Genomic DNA, 16,949 nt, shown 5'->3' on the forward strand with positions numbered 1-16,949 from the left:
GTTAATTCTCCTTTGCATTTGTTACAGCTTTAGCAGCTTGCTCAGCAATATATTTCTTTTGATATTTCTTAATAGCCACAACAGCAATTACTAATAAGACAAATCCAATAATTACAAAGGCCATCATGAACCACCAAGCAGTTGTAAAGCTGGCTTTACCCTTGATGATACCGAATAATGGAGCACCGATTGCGTAGCCGATGGCGTAAGCTAAGCCAACATAACCTAACATAACACCTTGATCTTTAGCACCAAACAAATCTTTTGCCATAAATGCAGGGCCTGACATGTAGCTAAATACGGCTAATCCACAAAAGATAGCATAGGCAATACCAATTGCTTTACTTTGACTTGCTCCATAAGGCTGAAAGCTAATAAGGATCATCATGCCAATTGATAAAACGTACATACAACCAGCATAAGCCATCGATTTAGCAGTACCAAATTTATCAAATAAGATACCACCAGATACGTTACCAACTAAGCATCCGACACCATACATGGATCCAATTAAACCAACATCAGTTAAAGATAATTTAGTATCAAGAAAGGCCGCATAGTCTTCGTTTAAAGAAGCAAGTCCTAAACCAATAATCAGGAAACCTAAACTAAAGATCCAGAACCATTTCATCTTGAGTACTTGAGTACTTGACCAACCTTGGAATTCATGAGCTTTTTTAGCACTAGCTTCTGCTTTGCTTTCCTCAATTTCTTGTTGAGTAGCAACAATTTCACCTTTCTTAGGGGTTCTAATGAAGCAGGCAATAATAATACCGGTGATGACCAAAGCAGCAGCAAAGTAGAAAAATGGAGCCATTGAAAGCAAGTGCCCTGTCTTTGTGTTACCAGTCATAAAGTGTTTTAAAATACCTTGAGTTAATGGTTGTAAGAAAATATTACCGATTGAACCACCACAAAAGGCGATTCCTAATGCAGCACCACGGCCTTTGTATGGGAACCAGTGGTTAATGACCCAAGGAACACCTTGACCTGAATAAAATGTCGAACCAATCATACAAATGATGGCAGCTGTATAAAATCCAGGTAATTTTGTACTAATTCCAAAGATCACGTAGGCAATTGCAGAAAGTGCAATACCAATTAAATACATGATTCTAAAGTTTACTTTTTCTAAAGCTTTACCAATAAATGGTGAAGCAACTGAAGCTGCGATCGCACCAAAAGTAAAGATTAAGGTGTAAGAAGCTAAAGTGAAATGGAAAGTATTAACTAATGGGTGAATAAATAAAGGTTGAATGTTTTGAGCAATACCATAAGGAATGGCTTGGGTTAACATACAAAGAAATACCATAAAATACTTATAGCCTTTGCTAACGGGTTTTCGGTTAGCCAAATTATTAGCCATTTTATTTATCCTTCTTTCATAACAAAAATTGGGTAACAGACTTATTTATCAAGCACAATGCCTGGTTTGTTAGCAACTATTTGTTTTTGCATCTTCTTAATTCTGACAGCTGCAATAATTAATAAAATGAAACCAATAGTTACAAAGGTGATGGTGAAACACCAAGCAATTGTGAAACTTGTTGCGCCTTTAATAACACCAAATAATGGAGCACCGATGGCAAAACCGATGGCGTAAGCTAAACTAATGTAACCTAAATTAACACCTTGTGCTTTTGCACCAAATAAACTCTTTGCCATAAATGCAGGACCTGACATGTAGCTAAATACTGATAATCCACTAGTAACTGCCCAGCCCATACCAGCAATGAGGTTTGCATTTGCGCCATATGGATGAAGGCTAATGAAGATCATCATAATAATTGAGAGCACTAACATAATTCCAGCATAAGCCATCGATTTAGCAGTTCCGAATTTGTCAAATAGGTATCCACCTGAAATATTGCCGATTATTCCGGCTATTCCGAAGACAGAACCAATTAATCCGACTTGAGTTAGGGATAATTTAGTATCTAAAAAGGCTGCATAGTCTTCATTAAGTGAAGCTAAGCCGAGACCAATGATTAGGAAACCGATACTAAAAATCCAGAACCACTTCATCTTTAGAACTTGTTGACCACTCCATCCCTGGAATTCATGAGCCTGCTTTTTAGCAGCTTCATGCTTGTTTTCTTCGACTTCTTTTTTAGAAGCAAGTATTTCATCTTTCTTAGGAACTCTAATAAAGCAAGCAATGATTAAGCCGATAACTAATAAAGCAACCGCAAAAATAAAGAATGGAGCCATTGAAGTTAAGTGACCAGTCTTAGTATTCCCAGTCATAAAGTGCTTTAAAATACTTTGAGTTAGTGGTTGTAAGAAAATATCACCAATTGAACCACCACAAAAGGCTAATCCTAAAGCAACTCCACGTCCCTTAAATGGGAACCAGTGGTTAATGACCCAAGGAACACCTTGGCCTGAATAAAACGTTGAGCCTACCATACAGATAATCCCGGCTAAATAAAAGCCTGGCAGTGCTGTACTAATTCCGAAAATTACATAGGCTCCTGCTGACAAGACAATACCTATGATGTAGAGAATTCTAAAGTTAACTTTTTGTAGAGCTTTTCCTACAAATGGAGAAACAATAGAACCAACTACTGCACCGAAGGTAAAAATTAATGTATACGAAGCTAGCGTAAAGTGAAAAGTATTAACGATAGGGTGTACAAATAATGGCTGAATTAATTGAGCAATTCCGTAAGGGATTGCCTGTGTAAGCATACACAAGAAAACCATAAAGTATTTGTAGCCCTTGCTAACAACTTTCGGCTTGCTATCTTTTGATAAAGCATCCGACATTTTCTCTCCCTCTTCCTGAGTTTGGCTATAGTAATTAATATATTATTATAGATAACTCCCAATCAATCTCATTATTGAATAAAAGAGTATACAAAGCAAAGATATTGAACTTTTTTAAAGAACTTATTCGGTAGATATCAAAAAAGGCTTATTTCATCCAAATTTAGGTGAAATAAGCCTTTTAAATTGAAAAGTTCCTATTTTTATTCTAGATTTTCGCCATTTGAAGCAATAACTTTTTTATACCAATTGAAGGAGTCTTTTTTGTAACGCTTCATTGATCCTTGACCATAATCATCTTCGTCAACGTAAATAAAGCCGTACCGTTTTTTCATTTCACCAGTGGACGCACTGACTAAGTCGATACATCCCCACGGTAGATATCCCATTAAGTCGACGCCATCATCGTGGACTGCTTTTTTCATTTCGACTATGTGGCTTCTTAAATATTCGATTCGGTAGTCATCATGGACTTTTTTATCATCAGTCAATTTATCATAAGCACCTAAACCATTTTCGACGATAAATAATGGCTTGTGCCAGCGAGTAGTCATCCAATCTAAAGCATACCGCAGTCCAACTGGATCGATTGCCCATCCCCAGTCATTAGCTTTGACATAAGGGTTTTTGACTAAATCACTAAATTCGCGATAGTCCCAGTGGTCAGTGTATTTAGCAGTAAATGACATATAGTAAGAAAAAGCAACGTAGTCGACAGTGCCATGTTTGAGAATTTCTAAGTCATTATCGCTGATATCTAAATCCCATTTCTTATTTTCAAAATATGCCTTAAGCCAGTTAGGATATGCACCATTAACATGGACATCTCCAAAATACAAACGAGCATCCATCGCTTTTTTAGCAAATAAAACATCCTCTGGTCTAGAGCTTGCAGGATAAATCGGACAAAAAGCTAGCATGCAGCCGATTTGCATTGAAGGATCGATGGCATGACCAATTTGGACAGCTTGAGCACTAGCAACTAACTCATAGTGGGCAGCTTGATACATCATTTTTTGCTTATTATCACCAGGTTTAAATTTAACACCGGAGTTTTCATAAACTGAGATATCACTTTCGTAATTAGTCTGGTTATTGATCTCGTTAAAGGTCATCCAGTATTTGACTTTATTGTGATATCGTTCAAAGCAAACATGCGCAAAGCGAGCAAAGAAATCAATTAACTTACGATTAGACCAGCCACCATAATTTGTGACCAAGTTATATGGCATTTCAAAGTGTGATAAGGTGACAACGGGCTTGATACCGTATTTTAAGCATTCGTCAAACATCTTATCGTAGAATGCTAATCCTGCTTCATTAGGTTTATTTTCATCACCATTAGGAAAAATACGGCTCCAAGCAATTGATGTTCGGAAAGCTTTAAAGCCCATTTGAGCCATGAGTGCAATATCTTCTTTGTAATGATGATAAAAATCAATTGCTTTATGGTTAGGGTAGTATTCTCCCTCTTCAATTGTCTCAGTTAATTTTCGTGGATGCTCATGGCTGCCTAGAGTCATAAAATCAGCAATTGAAAGTCCTTTGCCATCTTCGTTATATCCGCCTTCAAGTTGGTGGGCAGCAACTGCACCACCCCAAAGAAAATTATCTTTTAAAGTGCTTTTAGTCATCTTCAAAACCCCTTTTCATATTTTGCTAGTTTTGATTATAGAAAAAGTTATTGAAGCAAAATATAGAAAAAGACCTTTTAGGTATAAATTGGTGAATTAGAACTTTGTTTCAGATATGGAACAAGGTGTTCTAATTTTCTGATTGGTTGCGTAAAACTCGAATAATCCCTTCAATAATGTACATTGCTGGAATTTGCGAAGATAGGTCGTAATAGCGATGCAGGCGATATTCTTTTTCATGATAAGTTAAAGCAAAGCGACTCATCCGAGCAATTGTACTAGTAGGAGAGCCCGTAATCGAAATAATTGTCGTATCTTCGTCATTTACAAAACTATTCAATAGTTCAATTAATTCAGTAGTTTCACCGGAAACAGAAAAACAGATTAGGGCATTATTAGTAGTATTTCTTAATCTTTCATGTAATGGATAAAAAGGGTCGGTAACTAAGCTAGTGTTGTAGCCAAGCGAAGCTAACTGACGTGCGGTATAGCCAGCAATAAAAGATGACGATCCCATCCCTAAGAAGATAATATTGTCACATTGAAAAAGTTGATCAGCGACAATTTTGATTTGGTTTTTAATATCAGGTGAAAAGTTTTCTTTAGTGATGAATTCAAATTCATCTAATTCATCGCTACCACGGTATTTATTATTAATAAAAGCCTTGAATTCAGGAAAACTATTAAAGCCCATCTTGTGGACGAAACGCATCACTGAAGAATTAGATACATGTGTATTTTTAGCGATATCGCGAACGCGCATGTAAATAACTTTTTCAGTATTTTCAGTAATGTAGCGATAAAGCGTCATATCAACGCTTGAAAGTGATGATAAATCTTTGAATCCAAAAAAAGCCATAAATTTTCTCCCATATGCTGTGATATACAGAGCATAACATAACAGAACGCTATGTTCCATGTATCGAACATAGCGCTTATTTTGTGTTTCATACCCAAAGACTTGAAAAATATTGTTTTAATATTAGCGCTTTCATAGAATCATAAGTGTAATGATTAACAAGTTATTTTTAAGAGGGGGAAAATAACTCATGAAGGATTTTGTTAATAAGCACATTTTGCCTCTAGTTATGAAATTCGTTAATACGAAGGCAATTCGTGCATTAAGAGATGGGATGCTTTTGTCTTTACCATTTATCATGGTAGGTTCAATCTTCTTACTTCTTGCATCATTCCCAGTTCCAGAAGTTGCAAAATGGATGGATCAAACGGGATTAACTCATTTTTGGAATCAGGCTTACAATGCTTCATTTGGTATTGTTGCTGTGTTTGCGGTAGTCGGAATTGCCTATACTTGGGCAAAAAACGATCACGTTGATCCACTACCAGCCGGGATGACCGCGTTTGTTGGTTTCTTAATTATCATGAATCCAACTACTCCAGTTATGGACGGCACTAAAACAGTTATTTCGGCTGCTAAAGCGCCAACTTTGTTAACTGGTTTTATTGATCGTACTTGGCTTGGTGGCCAAGGGATGATTGCCGCAATCATTATTGGTATGATTACTGGTTGGATCTATTCATGGTTTGTTAAAAATAAGATTACCATTAAACTACCTGACCAAGTTCCACCAGCTGTTGCAGGCTCATTTGTAGCCTTGATCCCAGCTGCTGTAATTACGGCCTTATGGCTTGCAGTTTATGCATTGTTTGATAAAGCTGCTGGCACTACGATGACAGAGTGGATTTACCACACTATTCAAACTCCACTACAAGGTTTGACAGATTCATTTGGCGGTATCTTAATGATGACACTCTTAGTTCCATTCTTCTGGTTCTTTGGTGTGCATGGCTCAACTTTAGTTGGTGGTATTGTTGGACCAATTTTAGGTGCAAATGCTTTACAAAATGCGGCTATCTTTAAGAAATATGGCTATGTAGATGCTGCTCACGGCGGTCACATTGTTATTCAAGGTTTATTTGATCAATTTTCTACTGTAACTGGTGCAGGGATGACAATTGGCTTAGTAGTCTTTATGACATTCTTTGCTAAATCTCAACAAATGAAGGGGATTGGTAAGTTAGCCTTAATTCCAGGGATCTTTAACATCAACGAACCTGTGCTCTTTGGTGTACCACTTGTCTTGAACCCATTACTTGCTTTACCATTTTTCTTGATGCCACCACTATCTGCTGGCTCAACTTATTTATTGATTAAAGCTGGCATTTTACCTTACTTAAACGGTGTCCAGGTTCCATGGACTACGCCACCTGTTGTATCAGGATTTTTAATTGGCGGATGGAAAGTGGCTCTCTGGCAAGCAATTATTTTAATTCTTAGTTTCTTTATTTACTTACCATTTGCTCGTAAGTATGACAATATGCTTTATAAGCAAGAACAAGCTAAAGAACCAGCTAAATAATAAACAAAATTTAGATAAAAAAGAAAATGCCTAGCAAATTGCTAAGCATTTTTTCGTAGTTAATATTTAAATGGATTTAGTCGACTAAAACGCCAACTTGCTTAATTTTACTTAAAACAGAATCGCCGTGAGGTGACTTGTCATAAAGTGGCTTAGTTAAGTCATTGCCAGCTTCAAAGCCGTGGTGTTCACCATTTTTCCAGTGAGAGTTATTAGTAACATCATAAACCTTGCCATTAACTGCAATATAGGCAGGGCTGCCGTCTTTGCCGTTGTATTTTTTAAGCTCTGCAAGTGTAAATTCCTTCATTGTACAATTTCCTTTCTTAGAAAATCTTTTATTACACTTTTTACTATACTACTTAATGCATTAGTTAAATAATCTAATGCTTGTGAAGTGTTGAATTTCTAAATAATAAGAGAGTTCCACTGCAAAGCAAAATTAAAACATATAAAGTAAAAGGCACAAATCCCCAGAAGTTTTTATTCCAGTAAATGAACAATAAGTGCCAGTGACTAATTGTGATGACAGCTAAAATAAAGCTAATTAAAAAATCCAAAAAGGCAATTACCGTATTAATAATTCTGATTTCGCGCACGTTATGATCCTTAGCAAAATAATTGCTGATGGTATAAGCCAAAAGTGATAGGGCGAAAAAGAAAATAAATACGTAAAAAAGCCAATCATTAATATAATGAACTAATTGAATATCGCCACTTGTCATCATAGTTGCGCCTTCATTCTTTGAAAAAATCTACTTGGACTTTGGTGGGATATAACCAGCAATGTCATCATAACTAAAGTTGTAGTCTAGTTTTTTGCCATAAGCCTTTTCATAGGCCCTCTTTTTTTGTAAATAATCGATATCGCGCATTCTGCGTGCATTTTCATCAACTGATAAGCGCTTATTTGGATAAATAGTTGGCAAGACATGCAAAATTTTGCGAGTAGTATGAAAATCAGGATGTCCTGGTTCTAAGCCATTTTTATCTTGCAACTCGACAAAGCATGATACTATTGGCACGTTCATTTTGGCTGCGTAATAGTAGGCACCTTTTTGAAGCGGACGTGGTTTGCGATAGTTAAACCACATTTCTTGTTCTGGATAAATTAAGATCCAGCGATTTTTCTTAGAGAAAACATCAGCTAAATGCTTAGGAAATTCACGGCCTAAGTAACGGACACTTTGCGTAATTGGGATACTATCAACATTGTGCATTAAAAAGCCAATCCAGCTTGGCAAGCATAAGTTGGTATCTTCAATGACAAAATATAAACGCTTATGAGCCTTCATTGCTAAACGCTTAATTGGTAAGCTATCGAATTGGTTATAGTGGTTTGAAGTTACAATGGCGTTAGCAATGGGTTTTACACTTTTGGCACTGCCTATTTTTTGATTAGCAGTCAAAATAAAAGCAGCTCCGCCAAAAAATGCCCGAGTAGCTAGGTTAGTAACTTTATGCGAAAGCTTTTTACTTTCATCCCAGAAATCATTGACTAGCTTAATGCGCTGTTCATGGGTTAAAACGGGATCGTCGACTTCAGCTTTCGCATTAAACTGGCGTGCTTGTACGTTTTTCTTAATATTAGCTACAACTTGTCTTCTGTGAGCTCCAATTATCATGATATGATGTTTCCCCTCTTGTTTTAATTGACTAATATTGATGCAGCTTAGATTTTAACTGATTCAGCCTTTTTAACTTTAGCCCAAGTATTTGGTTCTTCAACGATCTTGTCCACTTTAGCAGCCATTTTTGCTAAATCATCACGTGCACGCTGACGATCCGCATCAGTGAAGCTGTTAAGCTGTTGCTTTAGTTCATCATAAAACTTGGTTTCTTTAGCAACATCCCAGAAATAATGACCATATTGAACATCTGCAAAGTGCCATGGCTTAAAGAATAAATTATAGTGAACAATCTTTGGATTTTTAATTTCGGGGATACTTTCATTTGGCATCGCATCCCATTCTTTATCTAAGTGATAAATCTTATCTTCACAAATTTCATTCATGTAGGCTTGATCAGGATCCACATTGTCAAAGTGGTATTTATCCATCAAGTAGTAGAACTTATCAACAAACTTCTTATCTCTGAAAGCTTTCATGTTGAATAAAATTACCCCATTATTGATGTATTTTTCAGGAGGTAAGATTCCTTGACATTCTTTGATATATTTTTGAAGTAGTGGCATATAGCGAATTGATAAGTCAGGACAACTTGCAAACATGTTGTCACCAATTTCAATGTCATACATTTCACTAATATCTGTGCATAAGATCGTATCTGCATCTAAATAGACAGCCTTATCGTATTGTGGAAAAAGCTCTGGAATAAATAAGCGGTAAAAAATTGACATTGTGAAAAATTGCCCGCGTAAATAATTTTCTTCACCATTGTGGATAGGTTGCACCATACTATCATCAATATGAAAGATCTTCACATGAACATTATCTGTTGATAAGCTTTCGAGATCTTTTTTGTGCTCATCACTAATTTCTTGTACAAGTAAAGTAACTGTATAGTCTTTTTTAGGATCAGCATGATTAATTAAAGATTTAATTGATACAGCCGCATAAGGGGTGTAGTTGTCACTAATAGTATAAAAAACAGGAACTGTCATTTTTAATTTTCCTCCAAGTAATATTTATCTTAACTAAGATTATGCCTGATTTTGAGGTATTCGTTAAGTATATCGTCATATTCATGTAAATGTAAAACGCTATGAACGCGCTCAACATCCCAAGGTTTAACAGTTAGGGTATGAAAATATGGTGTAAACCTAAAGCTGGTTGTGAAATGCTGGATAACTGTATCGCTTTGCAGGCGATATTGTTCATTGTATTTACGTGGAGCAATTTTTTTCTTAGTTGCTAATTTATTAATTGCCGATTGATCTGGTAAAAACATTTTCTTAACCTGCATTAAGGATCTTACACGAGAAAAAAGCTGTGTATGTCGAATTTGGGGCATATTTAAAAGCAAAACACCCGAATTAAGATAGTCAAAAATTCGTTTAGACTTAATATTATGAAAGAAAAAACGCCCCCAATAGTCTAATACACCTACTAATTCAGTGTTAGTTAAGTCTTGATGATAAAATTTGCTGAGGTTTTTGCGAACAATAACATCATCATCAAGATACAAAACTCGATCAGGAATTTGCGGCAGTTGATCAGCAAATAATCGCAGCATTGCATAAGGTGTAAAGCGGGTTTTCATGTTTTGCGCGGGAGTTTGCTTAGTGAAAAGATCAGTACAATCAATTAATGTAAGAGTATTGTCTGGATTGCTTTTCTTTAATAAAGACTCAATATAGTCGCTTGCCTTTTTGCTGAAAGGCTTAAAACCAGCTAGATGCATTGTCAAAATATATAAATGCAATTCTTCAGAAGTGTTCTTTAATAAAGATAGAGTGGCAATTAAAACTCCATCTTGGGCATGAGAGTCACCACAAAATAATATATTCATTTTTTACAACCTTTTATTTTTGCTTATACTCATAGTATGAATAATTACTTAATTTTGCTCGGGTTTGCATAGTTTTTAAAATTTGATCGTGTAGCTTTTTTTGTTGGTCTTTTTTTGTTAATTGACTATCAGCCAAAAATGGACCATCAAGATATACAATCATTCGCGGTCTTTTAAAGAATTTTGACTTTTGATAAGTTGTTGTCATTACGAAAACTGGGGCCTTTAAACTGACAGGAAAGTTCATACTAGTCTGATCAAAGGGGCGAATTTGGGTGTAATAAGGCCACACATGGGCTTCCGGATAAATTACAATATGCTTATTATGTTTGACTAAAGTTTGGATTGCTTGGATTAGCTTTATTGATTGCTTAAGATTTTTGCCTACAGGTAGCCCACCATAGGGCAGTAAATATTTTCCAATAAAGGGCAAACTCCAATTAGCTTGATTGGCTAAAGCATAGTAGTCTTGAGAACCAAACAAAGTTAGTGGCATAAAAGCATCATTGACTGGTTGAGTATGATTTGCGTATACAAAGTAGGCCTGATTTTTGTAATTCTTTATCTTATCTCTACCTATTACTCTGACATGTTTTATTAAATAAGTAAAAAGATAAGCAAAACCAGTTGCCAGATAGCGGATAGTTTTGCATTTAGGACCAGTTTTGATAATTTGATAGTTTTCAGGTAAAGAAAAATTTTGATTCTTAGTTTGAACTACATCATCGGTTAGTTGATGATAATAGAAAGTTTTTTTAGTTTTCGTAGGTGTAGTCATAATAATTAATTATAAATGATTTATAAGTACAAAAAAAGCACTACAGCAATCACTGTAGTGCTTAAGTAGTGGGTGGTCAGGGGATCGAACCCTGGACCCACGGATTAAGAGTCCGTTGCTCTGCCAGCTGAGCTAACCACCCGTTGCGTCATCAACAAATAGTATTATGCCAGTTGAAAAACAAAAATGCAAGTCTTTTTTAAAAAAAGTTTTTGTTTTTTTCAAAAGTTCGAAAAATCTACAAAAAAAAGTATAATATAGATATTAATATGAGGAGGCATGATCTATGCCAAAGAAAATTTTGGTCGTTGATGATGAAAAACCAATTTCGGATATCATCAAATTTAATTTGACTAAAGAGGGTTTTGATGTCGACACTGCTTATGATGGTGAAGAAGCAGTTAAAAAAGTCGAAGAATACGACCCGGATTTAATGATTCTGGACTTAATGCTGCCTAAAAAAGATGGTCTAGAAGTGGCACGTGAAGTTAGACAAACTCACGATATGCCAATAATCATGGTAACCGCTAAAGATACTGAAATCGATAAAGTTTTAGGGCTAGAAATGGGTGCTGACGATTATGTTACTAAGCCATTTTCTAATCGTGAATTAGTTGCGCGGGTTAAGGCAAACTTGCGTAGACGTGATTTGAGCCAAAAAGCAAGCGAAGATGATGAAACTAAAAATATCACGATTGGTAACTTGGTCATCATGCCCGAAGCTTATATGGTTGAAAAAAATGGTGAAAAGATTGAACTTACTCATCGTGAGTTTGAATTGCTTCACTATTTGGCTCAACATATGGGTCAAGTTATGACGCGCGAGCACTTACTTCAGACAGTGTGGGGTTATGATTATTTTGGGGACGTTAGAACAGTTGATGTAACTGTAAGGCGTTTGCGCGAAAAGATTGAAGATACTCCCTCTTCACCAAGCATTTTAGTAACAAGACGTGGCGTAGGCTACTATGTCAAAGATCCATCTGATGAATAATTTTGTTAGCCACTGTAAAAGTGGCTTTCTTTATGCGTGAAAAATGAAAAAGATAAAAAAAGTTTTTACTTCAATTAATTTTAAAATTGCGATGATTTTCATGTTGCTGCTGCTTGCAACAATTGAAATTGTTGGGGCTTATTTTACGCGTCAGCTTGAACAAACATCGATTGAATCATTTGAAACATCAATTCAAATACCAAATACAATTAGCAATCAAATTTCGGCTCAGTTAAGCCGTAATAATATTCAAAAAGCTAATCAGCAGCTTAATCGAATTGTTTCTAACTATAATAATAATGATGTAATTAGCTCAATTTCTGTCATTGATAATAAGGGCGTTATTCGAGCTGTTTCTAATTTAAATGACCAAAATAGGGTTGGTCAAAGAGCAACTAACGCGGATGTTAAAGATGTTTTATCTTCAGGTAAGCAAGTGTCTAAAGTTATTACTGATGATGGAAACTATATGCTCCAAATCACACCACTTACAGCAAGTAACGGCACTAACACGACAATTGGGGCTATTTCAGTGCGTGCTAGCATGCAGGGGGTTTTTAACAACATTAGAAATGTTTCTTTAGTATTTTTAACAGCTTCATTAGTAGCGGCTTTTTTAGGAGCAATTGTAGCTTTGATTATTTCGCGTGCAATTACGCGTCCTATTGAAGAGATGCGTAAGCAGGCTTTACGTGTATCTGATGGAGATTATTCCGGTCATGTAAAAGTTTATGCCGATGACGAATTGGGGCAATTGGCACGTGCTTTCAATACCTTGTCTGTACGAATTGAAAGAGCCCAGGAAGTTTCAGATAGTGAACGACGGCGACTAGATAACGTTTTAACCCATATGACGGATGGGGTTATTGCAACCGACCGGCATGGCAATATTACAATTATCAATGAAACCGCCCTTGATTTTTTAGGCAAGACTGAAAAAGAAGTTATTGGTGAACCAATTACAAAATTGCTGGGCTTAAAGGATGTTACGATTCAAGACTTGATGAGCAGTCAGCAAGAATTAATGGTGACCGTTAATGAAAATACGCCCGATGAGATGATTTTGCATGCTAACTTTTCACTGATTCAAAGAGTGACAGGCTTTGTGTCCGGTTTGGTTTGCGTTTTGCATGATATTACCGAACAACAAAAAAATGAGCGTGAACAGCAGCAATTCGTATCGAATGTTTCTCACGAATTGCGCACACCGCTCACAAGCTTACGTGCTTATGTCGAAGCTTTAAATGATGGCGCTTGGCAAGATCCTAATGTAGCGCCGCAATTTTTAGGCGTTATTCAAGATGAAACTCAGCGGATGATCAGGATGATTAATGACCTACTTAGCTTATCGCGCATGGATCGCGGGGTAGCTAAGATGGACCTTGAGTGGGTTAACTTTAATGATTTTGTCAGTCATGTTTTGAATCGTTTTGATATGATGATAAAAACTGATGAAAAAGATAAAAAGAAGAGCAAGAAATACAGCATTAAAAGAGAATTCAGCAGTCAAGATTTGTGGGTTGAAATTGATACTGACAAAATGATGCAGGTTATCGATAATATTATGAACAATGCAATTAAGTATTCTCCTGATGGTGGTGTAATTACAGTAAGATTATTGCAAGCAAATAAGCATATTATCTTAAGTATCTCTGACCAAGGTTTAGGTATTCCAAGAAAAGATCTAACTAAGATTTTTGATCGTTTTTATCGTGTAGATAAAGCGCGCTCACGTAAGCAAGGTGGAACTGGGCTTGGACTGGCAATTTCTAAAGAAATTGTTGAAGCTCACCATGGTCGTATTTGGGCTGATAGTGCTGAAGGAGAAGGTTCAACATTTTATATTTCAATTCCTTATGAACCAATGACTGAGGAAGGAGACAGTTGGGATGAAGTCTAGAGAAAAAATTGGACGCTTAATTTTACGTTTGAGCTTGATCTTCATGGTCTTACTTTCCATCGTCTTATCAGCACTTATTTGGGGGTCAGACTCACGTTTTTCTAGAATTGAGCAAACGTCTAGTCGAACAGCCAATAAAGATATCGGCCAAAAGTCACTGCGAGATATTTATGTGCCAACACAAGTTTTTTATTATCGCAATAACAAAATGTACCAAGTCTATGACGGAAAAAACAACTTACCTCTTGAATTTACTAAGATTACTGAATCTTTAACTCAAAATCAGGTAAATTTAGTCAGCACCAAAGCACAAAACTACCGCCAAATGTTAAACAAGCGTGAATACATGCAGCTGACTTACCCTGATCAAGTCACGATGCCCTTATTTTTAACCAAGTTATCAAAAGCTGATAGTCGAGAATTTAACCGTTTCTTTGTCCCAATTAAGGATTCACATTATCTATATTTAGGTAATGATATTAATAACCATCTTTACAGAATTAATACTAAGAACTTGTCTTTTAAACGACTGTATCGGCATGTTAAAAATGCTAATACTAAGATTGAGGTCTCTTTAAGTAAACTCAAAGATGGCTATAGTGTAATTTATGAAAATTCACCACAGATGCAGACCTATAGCTATTTGACTTATCAAGAATCCGATTCTTACTTTGTTTATCGCTTGCTTGGGTCTGGCTCACCTGCTCAAAGAAATACAGGCAATACCGTGATTTATTCCAATGGTAGCTATCAAAGACTGATTGCTGCTAAAAAGACGCACAACTACGAATTTGTTGATTACCAACAAAATAAGGTGCCTAAATTAATGACGACTCGTTTGATGGAGAGCTTATATTATGTTCGAAAGATTGGCTTATCTGAGCCTGATTTACGCTTTTTTGACGCAGATAAGGATGTCTTTGTTTACCAAAACTTCGTAGAAGAATATCCAATCTTTTTGCCTGGACGCTATAATGCTCGTGCTCAAGTAAGATTTGCCTCAAATGGGATGACTATTAACTTCAATAGCTTAGATTTGCAAATCCCAGTTCCAACCACTGGCAGTAAAAAGACGCTAGAGCCGACCAATAAAGCTATTGAAAAATTAGAGCAAGCAGGTTATAAAAAGTCTGAAATTGAGAAAATCGTAATTGGTTACACCATTCAAAAGCCAAAAGATAATAAGGATAATTTAGTTGATTTAGAGCCAACTTATTATGTCAAAATCAATAATGAGTGGCAGTCAATTAACGATTGGCTTAATATGGATGTCAAAATTGACCCACAAGGAAATCTTAAGGAGGGACTAGTAGATGGACTTTAAACGCATTGAATGGATCTTCTTAGTAGTATTTATAGGAATTAATATTTTCCTTGGTATCGAAATTTTCCAAACGCCGACTTTGTTAAGTAATAGCCATACCACTACTCCGACAGATTTAACCTCTGAGATGGCTAACGATAATATTTCCTTGCCTAAATTGAGTGACCAACAAGGAGATGGTTATTATTTAGCGGCTAAAGTCAACAATGATTGGACCAATAAAGCTAATAAGCAAATTAGTGTCGATGCTGATGTTTCGACTTCTGATGGGATGTTGACGGTGATTTTAGATCATCCAGTAACCATCAGCCATAAAGCAGATAAGATGATGAAAGACATTGAAAAATTCAAAGATAATCCTAAAAATGTCTATCATGGCTCTGATTACAGTTTTGTACCAGAACTTTCCAGCACTGGCGAATATAGTTTTGCTCAAAAAAATAGCTATGGCGAAATTTTTTCAACTGCAGCTCGGCTTCATATTACGGTTAAAGACCATCAGATCGTTTCTTATACTCAGCGCTATGTTGGTAATGCTACTCCAGTGCGTGAAAGGCAGACGACAATTAGTGAAAAGGCCGCTGTTGGTTCTTTATATACCTATAGTGAATTGCCGAATGATTCAAAAGTAGTTTGGGTTCATTTTGCATATAGTAAGCTAATTGAGGTGCGCGGCAGTCGAATTTTCTTACCAACATGGGTAGTAGCTATTCAAAATAACAATACTAAGACAGTGACAATTAAAAGAGTAAATGCCTTTAATGGTAACATTTTGCAAAATAACACTATTTCTGAAGATAAAGAAGATAATAAGTCAAATGATTAAGGAGAAGATTTTGTGCGCGTTTCAGTATTAGCTAGTGGCTCAACCGGAAATACAACTTTAATTGAAACTAATGACCATAAAATTTTGATGGATGCCGGTGTTTCAGGCAAAAAGACCAAAGATCTTTTAGCGCAAGTTGGCGTTGATATCACTGATATTGATATGGTTTTTTTAAGTCACGATCATACTGACCATTCAGGAGGTCTCGGAGTACTTATGCGTAGGTATCCGCAAATTAATGCCTTTGCGAATTCTGGAACTTGGCAATATCTTATTGATACAAATAAAATTGGTAAGTTGCCAGTTGAACAGATTAATACTTTTGAATCAGGAAAAACTAGAACTTTTGGGGACTTAGAAGTGACTAGCTTTGCCACAAGCCATGATGCCGCCGAGCCACAATATTATGTTTTTACTAGTGGTGGCAAAAGATTTGCTTGTTTGACTGATACGGGCTATGTTTCAAATATAGTTAAAGATGAAATTCAAGATGCTGATGGCTATTTGATGGAGTTTAACTACGATAATATGATGCTTAGAAATGGTCCATATTCTTGGTCTTTAAAACAGCGCATCATGTCTGATGTAGGGCATTTGTCTAATGCTCAAGCAGGGCAAGTCTTGCTTGATGTAGTTTCTTCAAAAACTAAGCACATTTTTTTAGCTCACCGCAGTCAACATAACAATACTGAGCTTTTGGCACATGAAACAGCTTATGAAATGTTAGAAGATGGCGACGCTAATCTACCTGCAGATGTCAAAATTATGGATACTCAAGCAAGTCGGCCGACGGCTTTGTTAGAAATTTAATTTTTACCATAGATTTGTTCACAATTTATTCAAATTTACTATTTATCCTTAGATTGTATATA

The 16,949-nt window shown here is 36.1% G+C and carries 16 protein-coding genes and 1 tRNA gene; 6 read left to right on the forward strand and 11 right to left on the reverse strand.

Features of this window, described 5'->3' with window-relative positions:
* Position 1: 1 nt before the first annotated feature.
* The 4 genes from Q0Y70_RS01850 to Q0Y70_RS01865 form a co-directional block, all read right to left on the reverse strand.
* Entirely contained in the window at positions 2–1,366 is a 1,365-nt protein-coding gene (locus Q0Y70_RS01850) for a conjugated bile salt MFS transporter (RefSeq protein ID WP_297815826.1), read from the reverse strand.
* A 41-nt stretch (positions 1,367–1,407) separates the two neighbouring features.
* Positions 1,408–2,769: a conjugated bile salt MFS transporter gene (locus Q0Y70_RS01855; RefSeq protein WP_297815829.1), complete on the reverse strand. Its 1,362-nt coding sequence runs from the start codon at positions 2,767–2,769 to the stop codon at positions 1,408–1,410.
* A 203-nt stretch (positions 2,770–2,972) separates the two neighbouring features.
* The gene (locus Q0Y70_RS01860; RefSeq protein ID WP_297815832.1) at positions 2,973–4,403 is read right to left on the reverse strand and encodes a 6-phospho-beta-glucosidase; all 1,431 of its coding nucleotides are present in this window, start codon (positions 4,401–4,403) and stop codon (positions 2,973–2,975) included.
* A gap of 130 nt (positions 4,404–4,533) precedes the next feature.
* Positions 4,534–5,262, reverse strand: coding sequence for a MurR/RpiR family transcriptional regulator (locus Q0Y70_RS01865; RefSeq protein ID WP_297815834.1), 729 nt, complete (start codon positions 5,260–5,262; stop codon positions 4,534–4,536).
* A 190-nt stretch (positions 5,263–5,452) separates the two neighbouring features.
* Here Q0Y70_RS01865 and Q0Y70_RS01870 point away from each other — a divergent pair, with 190 nt between their 5' ends.
* Positions 5,453–6,784 carry a PTS sugar transporter subunit IIC gene (locus tag Q0Y70_RS01870; RefSeq protein ID WP_297815836.1) on the forward strand — a complete coding sequence of 444 codons (1,332 nt, stop codon included), beginning with the start codon at positions 5,453–5,455 and terminating at the stop codon, positions 6,782–6,784.
* A 76-nt stretch (positions 6,785–6,860) separates the two neighbouring features.
* Here Q0Y70_RS01870 and Q0Y70_RS01875 read toward each other — a convergent pair whose 3' ends face one another.
* From Q0Y70_RS01875 to Q0Y70_RS01905, 7 genes are all read right to left on the reverse strand, one after another.
* Positions 6,861–7,094, reverse strand: coding sequence for a cytochrome b5 domain-containing protein (locus Q0Y70_RS01875; protein WP_297815838.1), 234 nt, complete (start codon positions 7,092–7,094; stop codon positions 6,861–6,863).
* 73 nt (positions 7,095–7,167) lie between these two features.
* Positions 7,168–7,512, reverse strand: a complete 345-nt coding sequence (locus Q0Y70_RS01880; RefSeq protein WP_297815840.1) for a hypothetical protein — start codon at positions 7,510–7,512, stop codon at positions 7,168–7,170.
* Positions 7,513–7,539: 27 nt separating this feature from the next.
* Entirely contained in the window at positions 7,540–8,409 is an 870-nt protein-coding gene (locus Q0Y70_RS01885; RefSeq protein ID WP_297815843.1) for a 1-acyl-sn-glycerol-3-phosphate acyltransferase, read from the reverse strand.
* A 47-nt stretch (positions 8,410–8,456) separates the two neighbouring features.
* Positions 8,457–9,407, reverse strand: coding sequence for a glycosyltransferase family 8 protein (locus Q0Y70_RS01890; RefSeq protein ID WP_297815846.1), 951 nt, complete (start codon positions 9,405–9,407; stop codon positions 8,457–8,459).
* Positions 9,408–9,436: 29 nt separating this feature from the next.
* Positions 9,437–10,255, reverse strand: a complete 819-nt coding sequence (locus tag Q0Y70_RS01895) for a glycosyltransferase (RefSeq protein WP_297815849.1) — start codon at positions 10,253–10,255, stop codon at positions 9,437–9,439.
* Between the two features lie 13 nt (positions 10,256–10,268).
* Complete coding sequence (locus Q0Y70_RS01900; RefSeq protein ID WP_297815852.1) at positions 10,269–11,033, reverse strand: 1-acyl-sn-glycerol-3-phosphate acyltransferase; 765 nt, start codon at positions 11,031–11,033, stop codon at positions 10,269–10,271.
* 69 nt (positions 11,034–11,102) lie between these two features.
* Positions 11,103–11,175 (reverse strand) — tRNA-Lys (locus tag Q0Y70_RS01905).
* Positions 11,176–11,319: 144 nt separating this feature from the next.
* Between Q0Y70_RS01905 and yycF the strand changes: the two genes are divergently transcribed.
* Genes yycF through Q0Y70_RS01930 form a run of 5 tightly spaced genes read left to right on the forward strand, consistent with a single transcriptional unit; the run spans position 11,320 to position 16,887 of the window.
* Positions 11,320–12,027 carry a response regulator YycF gene (gene yycF / locus Q0Y70_RS01910; protein WP_297815855.1) on the forward strand — a complete coding sequence of 236 codons (708 nt, stop codon included), beginning with the start codon at positions 11,320–11,322 and terminating at the stop codon, positions 12,025–12,027.
* 43 nt (positions 12,028–12,070) lie between these two features.
* Positions 12,071–13,927, forward strand: coding sequence for a cell wall metabolism sensor histidine kinase WalK (walK, locus tag Q0Y70_RS01915; protein WP_297815857.1), 1,857 nt, complete (start codon positions 12,071–12,073; stop codon positions 13,925–13,927).
* Positions 13,917–15,251 carry a YycH family regulatory protein gene (locus tag Q0Y70_RS01920; protein ID WP_297815860.1) on the forward strand — a complete coding sequence of 445 codons (1,335 nt, stop codon included), beginning with the start codon at positions 13,917–13,919 and terminating at the stop codon, positions 15,249–15,251. Before walK ends, Q0Y70_RS01920 begins: the two co-directional genes overlap by 11 nt.
* Positions 15,241–16,077 carry a two-component system regulatory protein YycI gene (locus tag Q0Y70_RS01925; RefSeq protein WP_297815862.1) on the forward strand — a complete coding sequence of 279 codons (837 nt, stop codon included), beginning with the start codon at positions 15,241–15,243 and terminating at the stop codon, positions 16,075–16,077. Before Q0Y70_RS01920 ends, Q0Y70_RS01925 begins: the two co-directional genes overlap by 11 nt.
* Before the next feature lie 12 nt (positions 16,078–16,089).
* Positions 16,090–16,887 carry an MBL fold metallo-hydrolase gene (locus Q0Y70_RS01930; protein ID WP_297815864.1) on the forward strand — a complete coding sequence of 266 codons (798 nt, stop codon included), beginning with the start codon at positions 16,090–16,092 and terminating at the stop codon, positions 16,885–16,887.
* Positions 16,888–16,949 lie beyond the last annotated feature (62 nt).

This window comes from uncultured Lactobacillus sp. (genome assembly GCF_947367085.1).
Taxonomy (GTDB): Bacteria; Bacillota; Bacilli; order Lactobacillales; family Lactobacillaceae; genus Lactobacillus.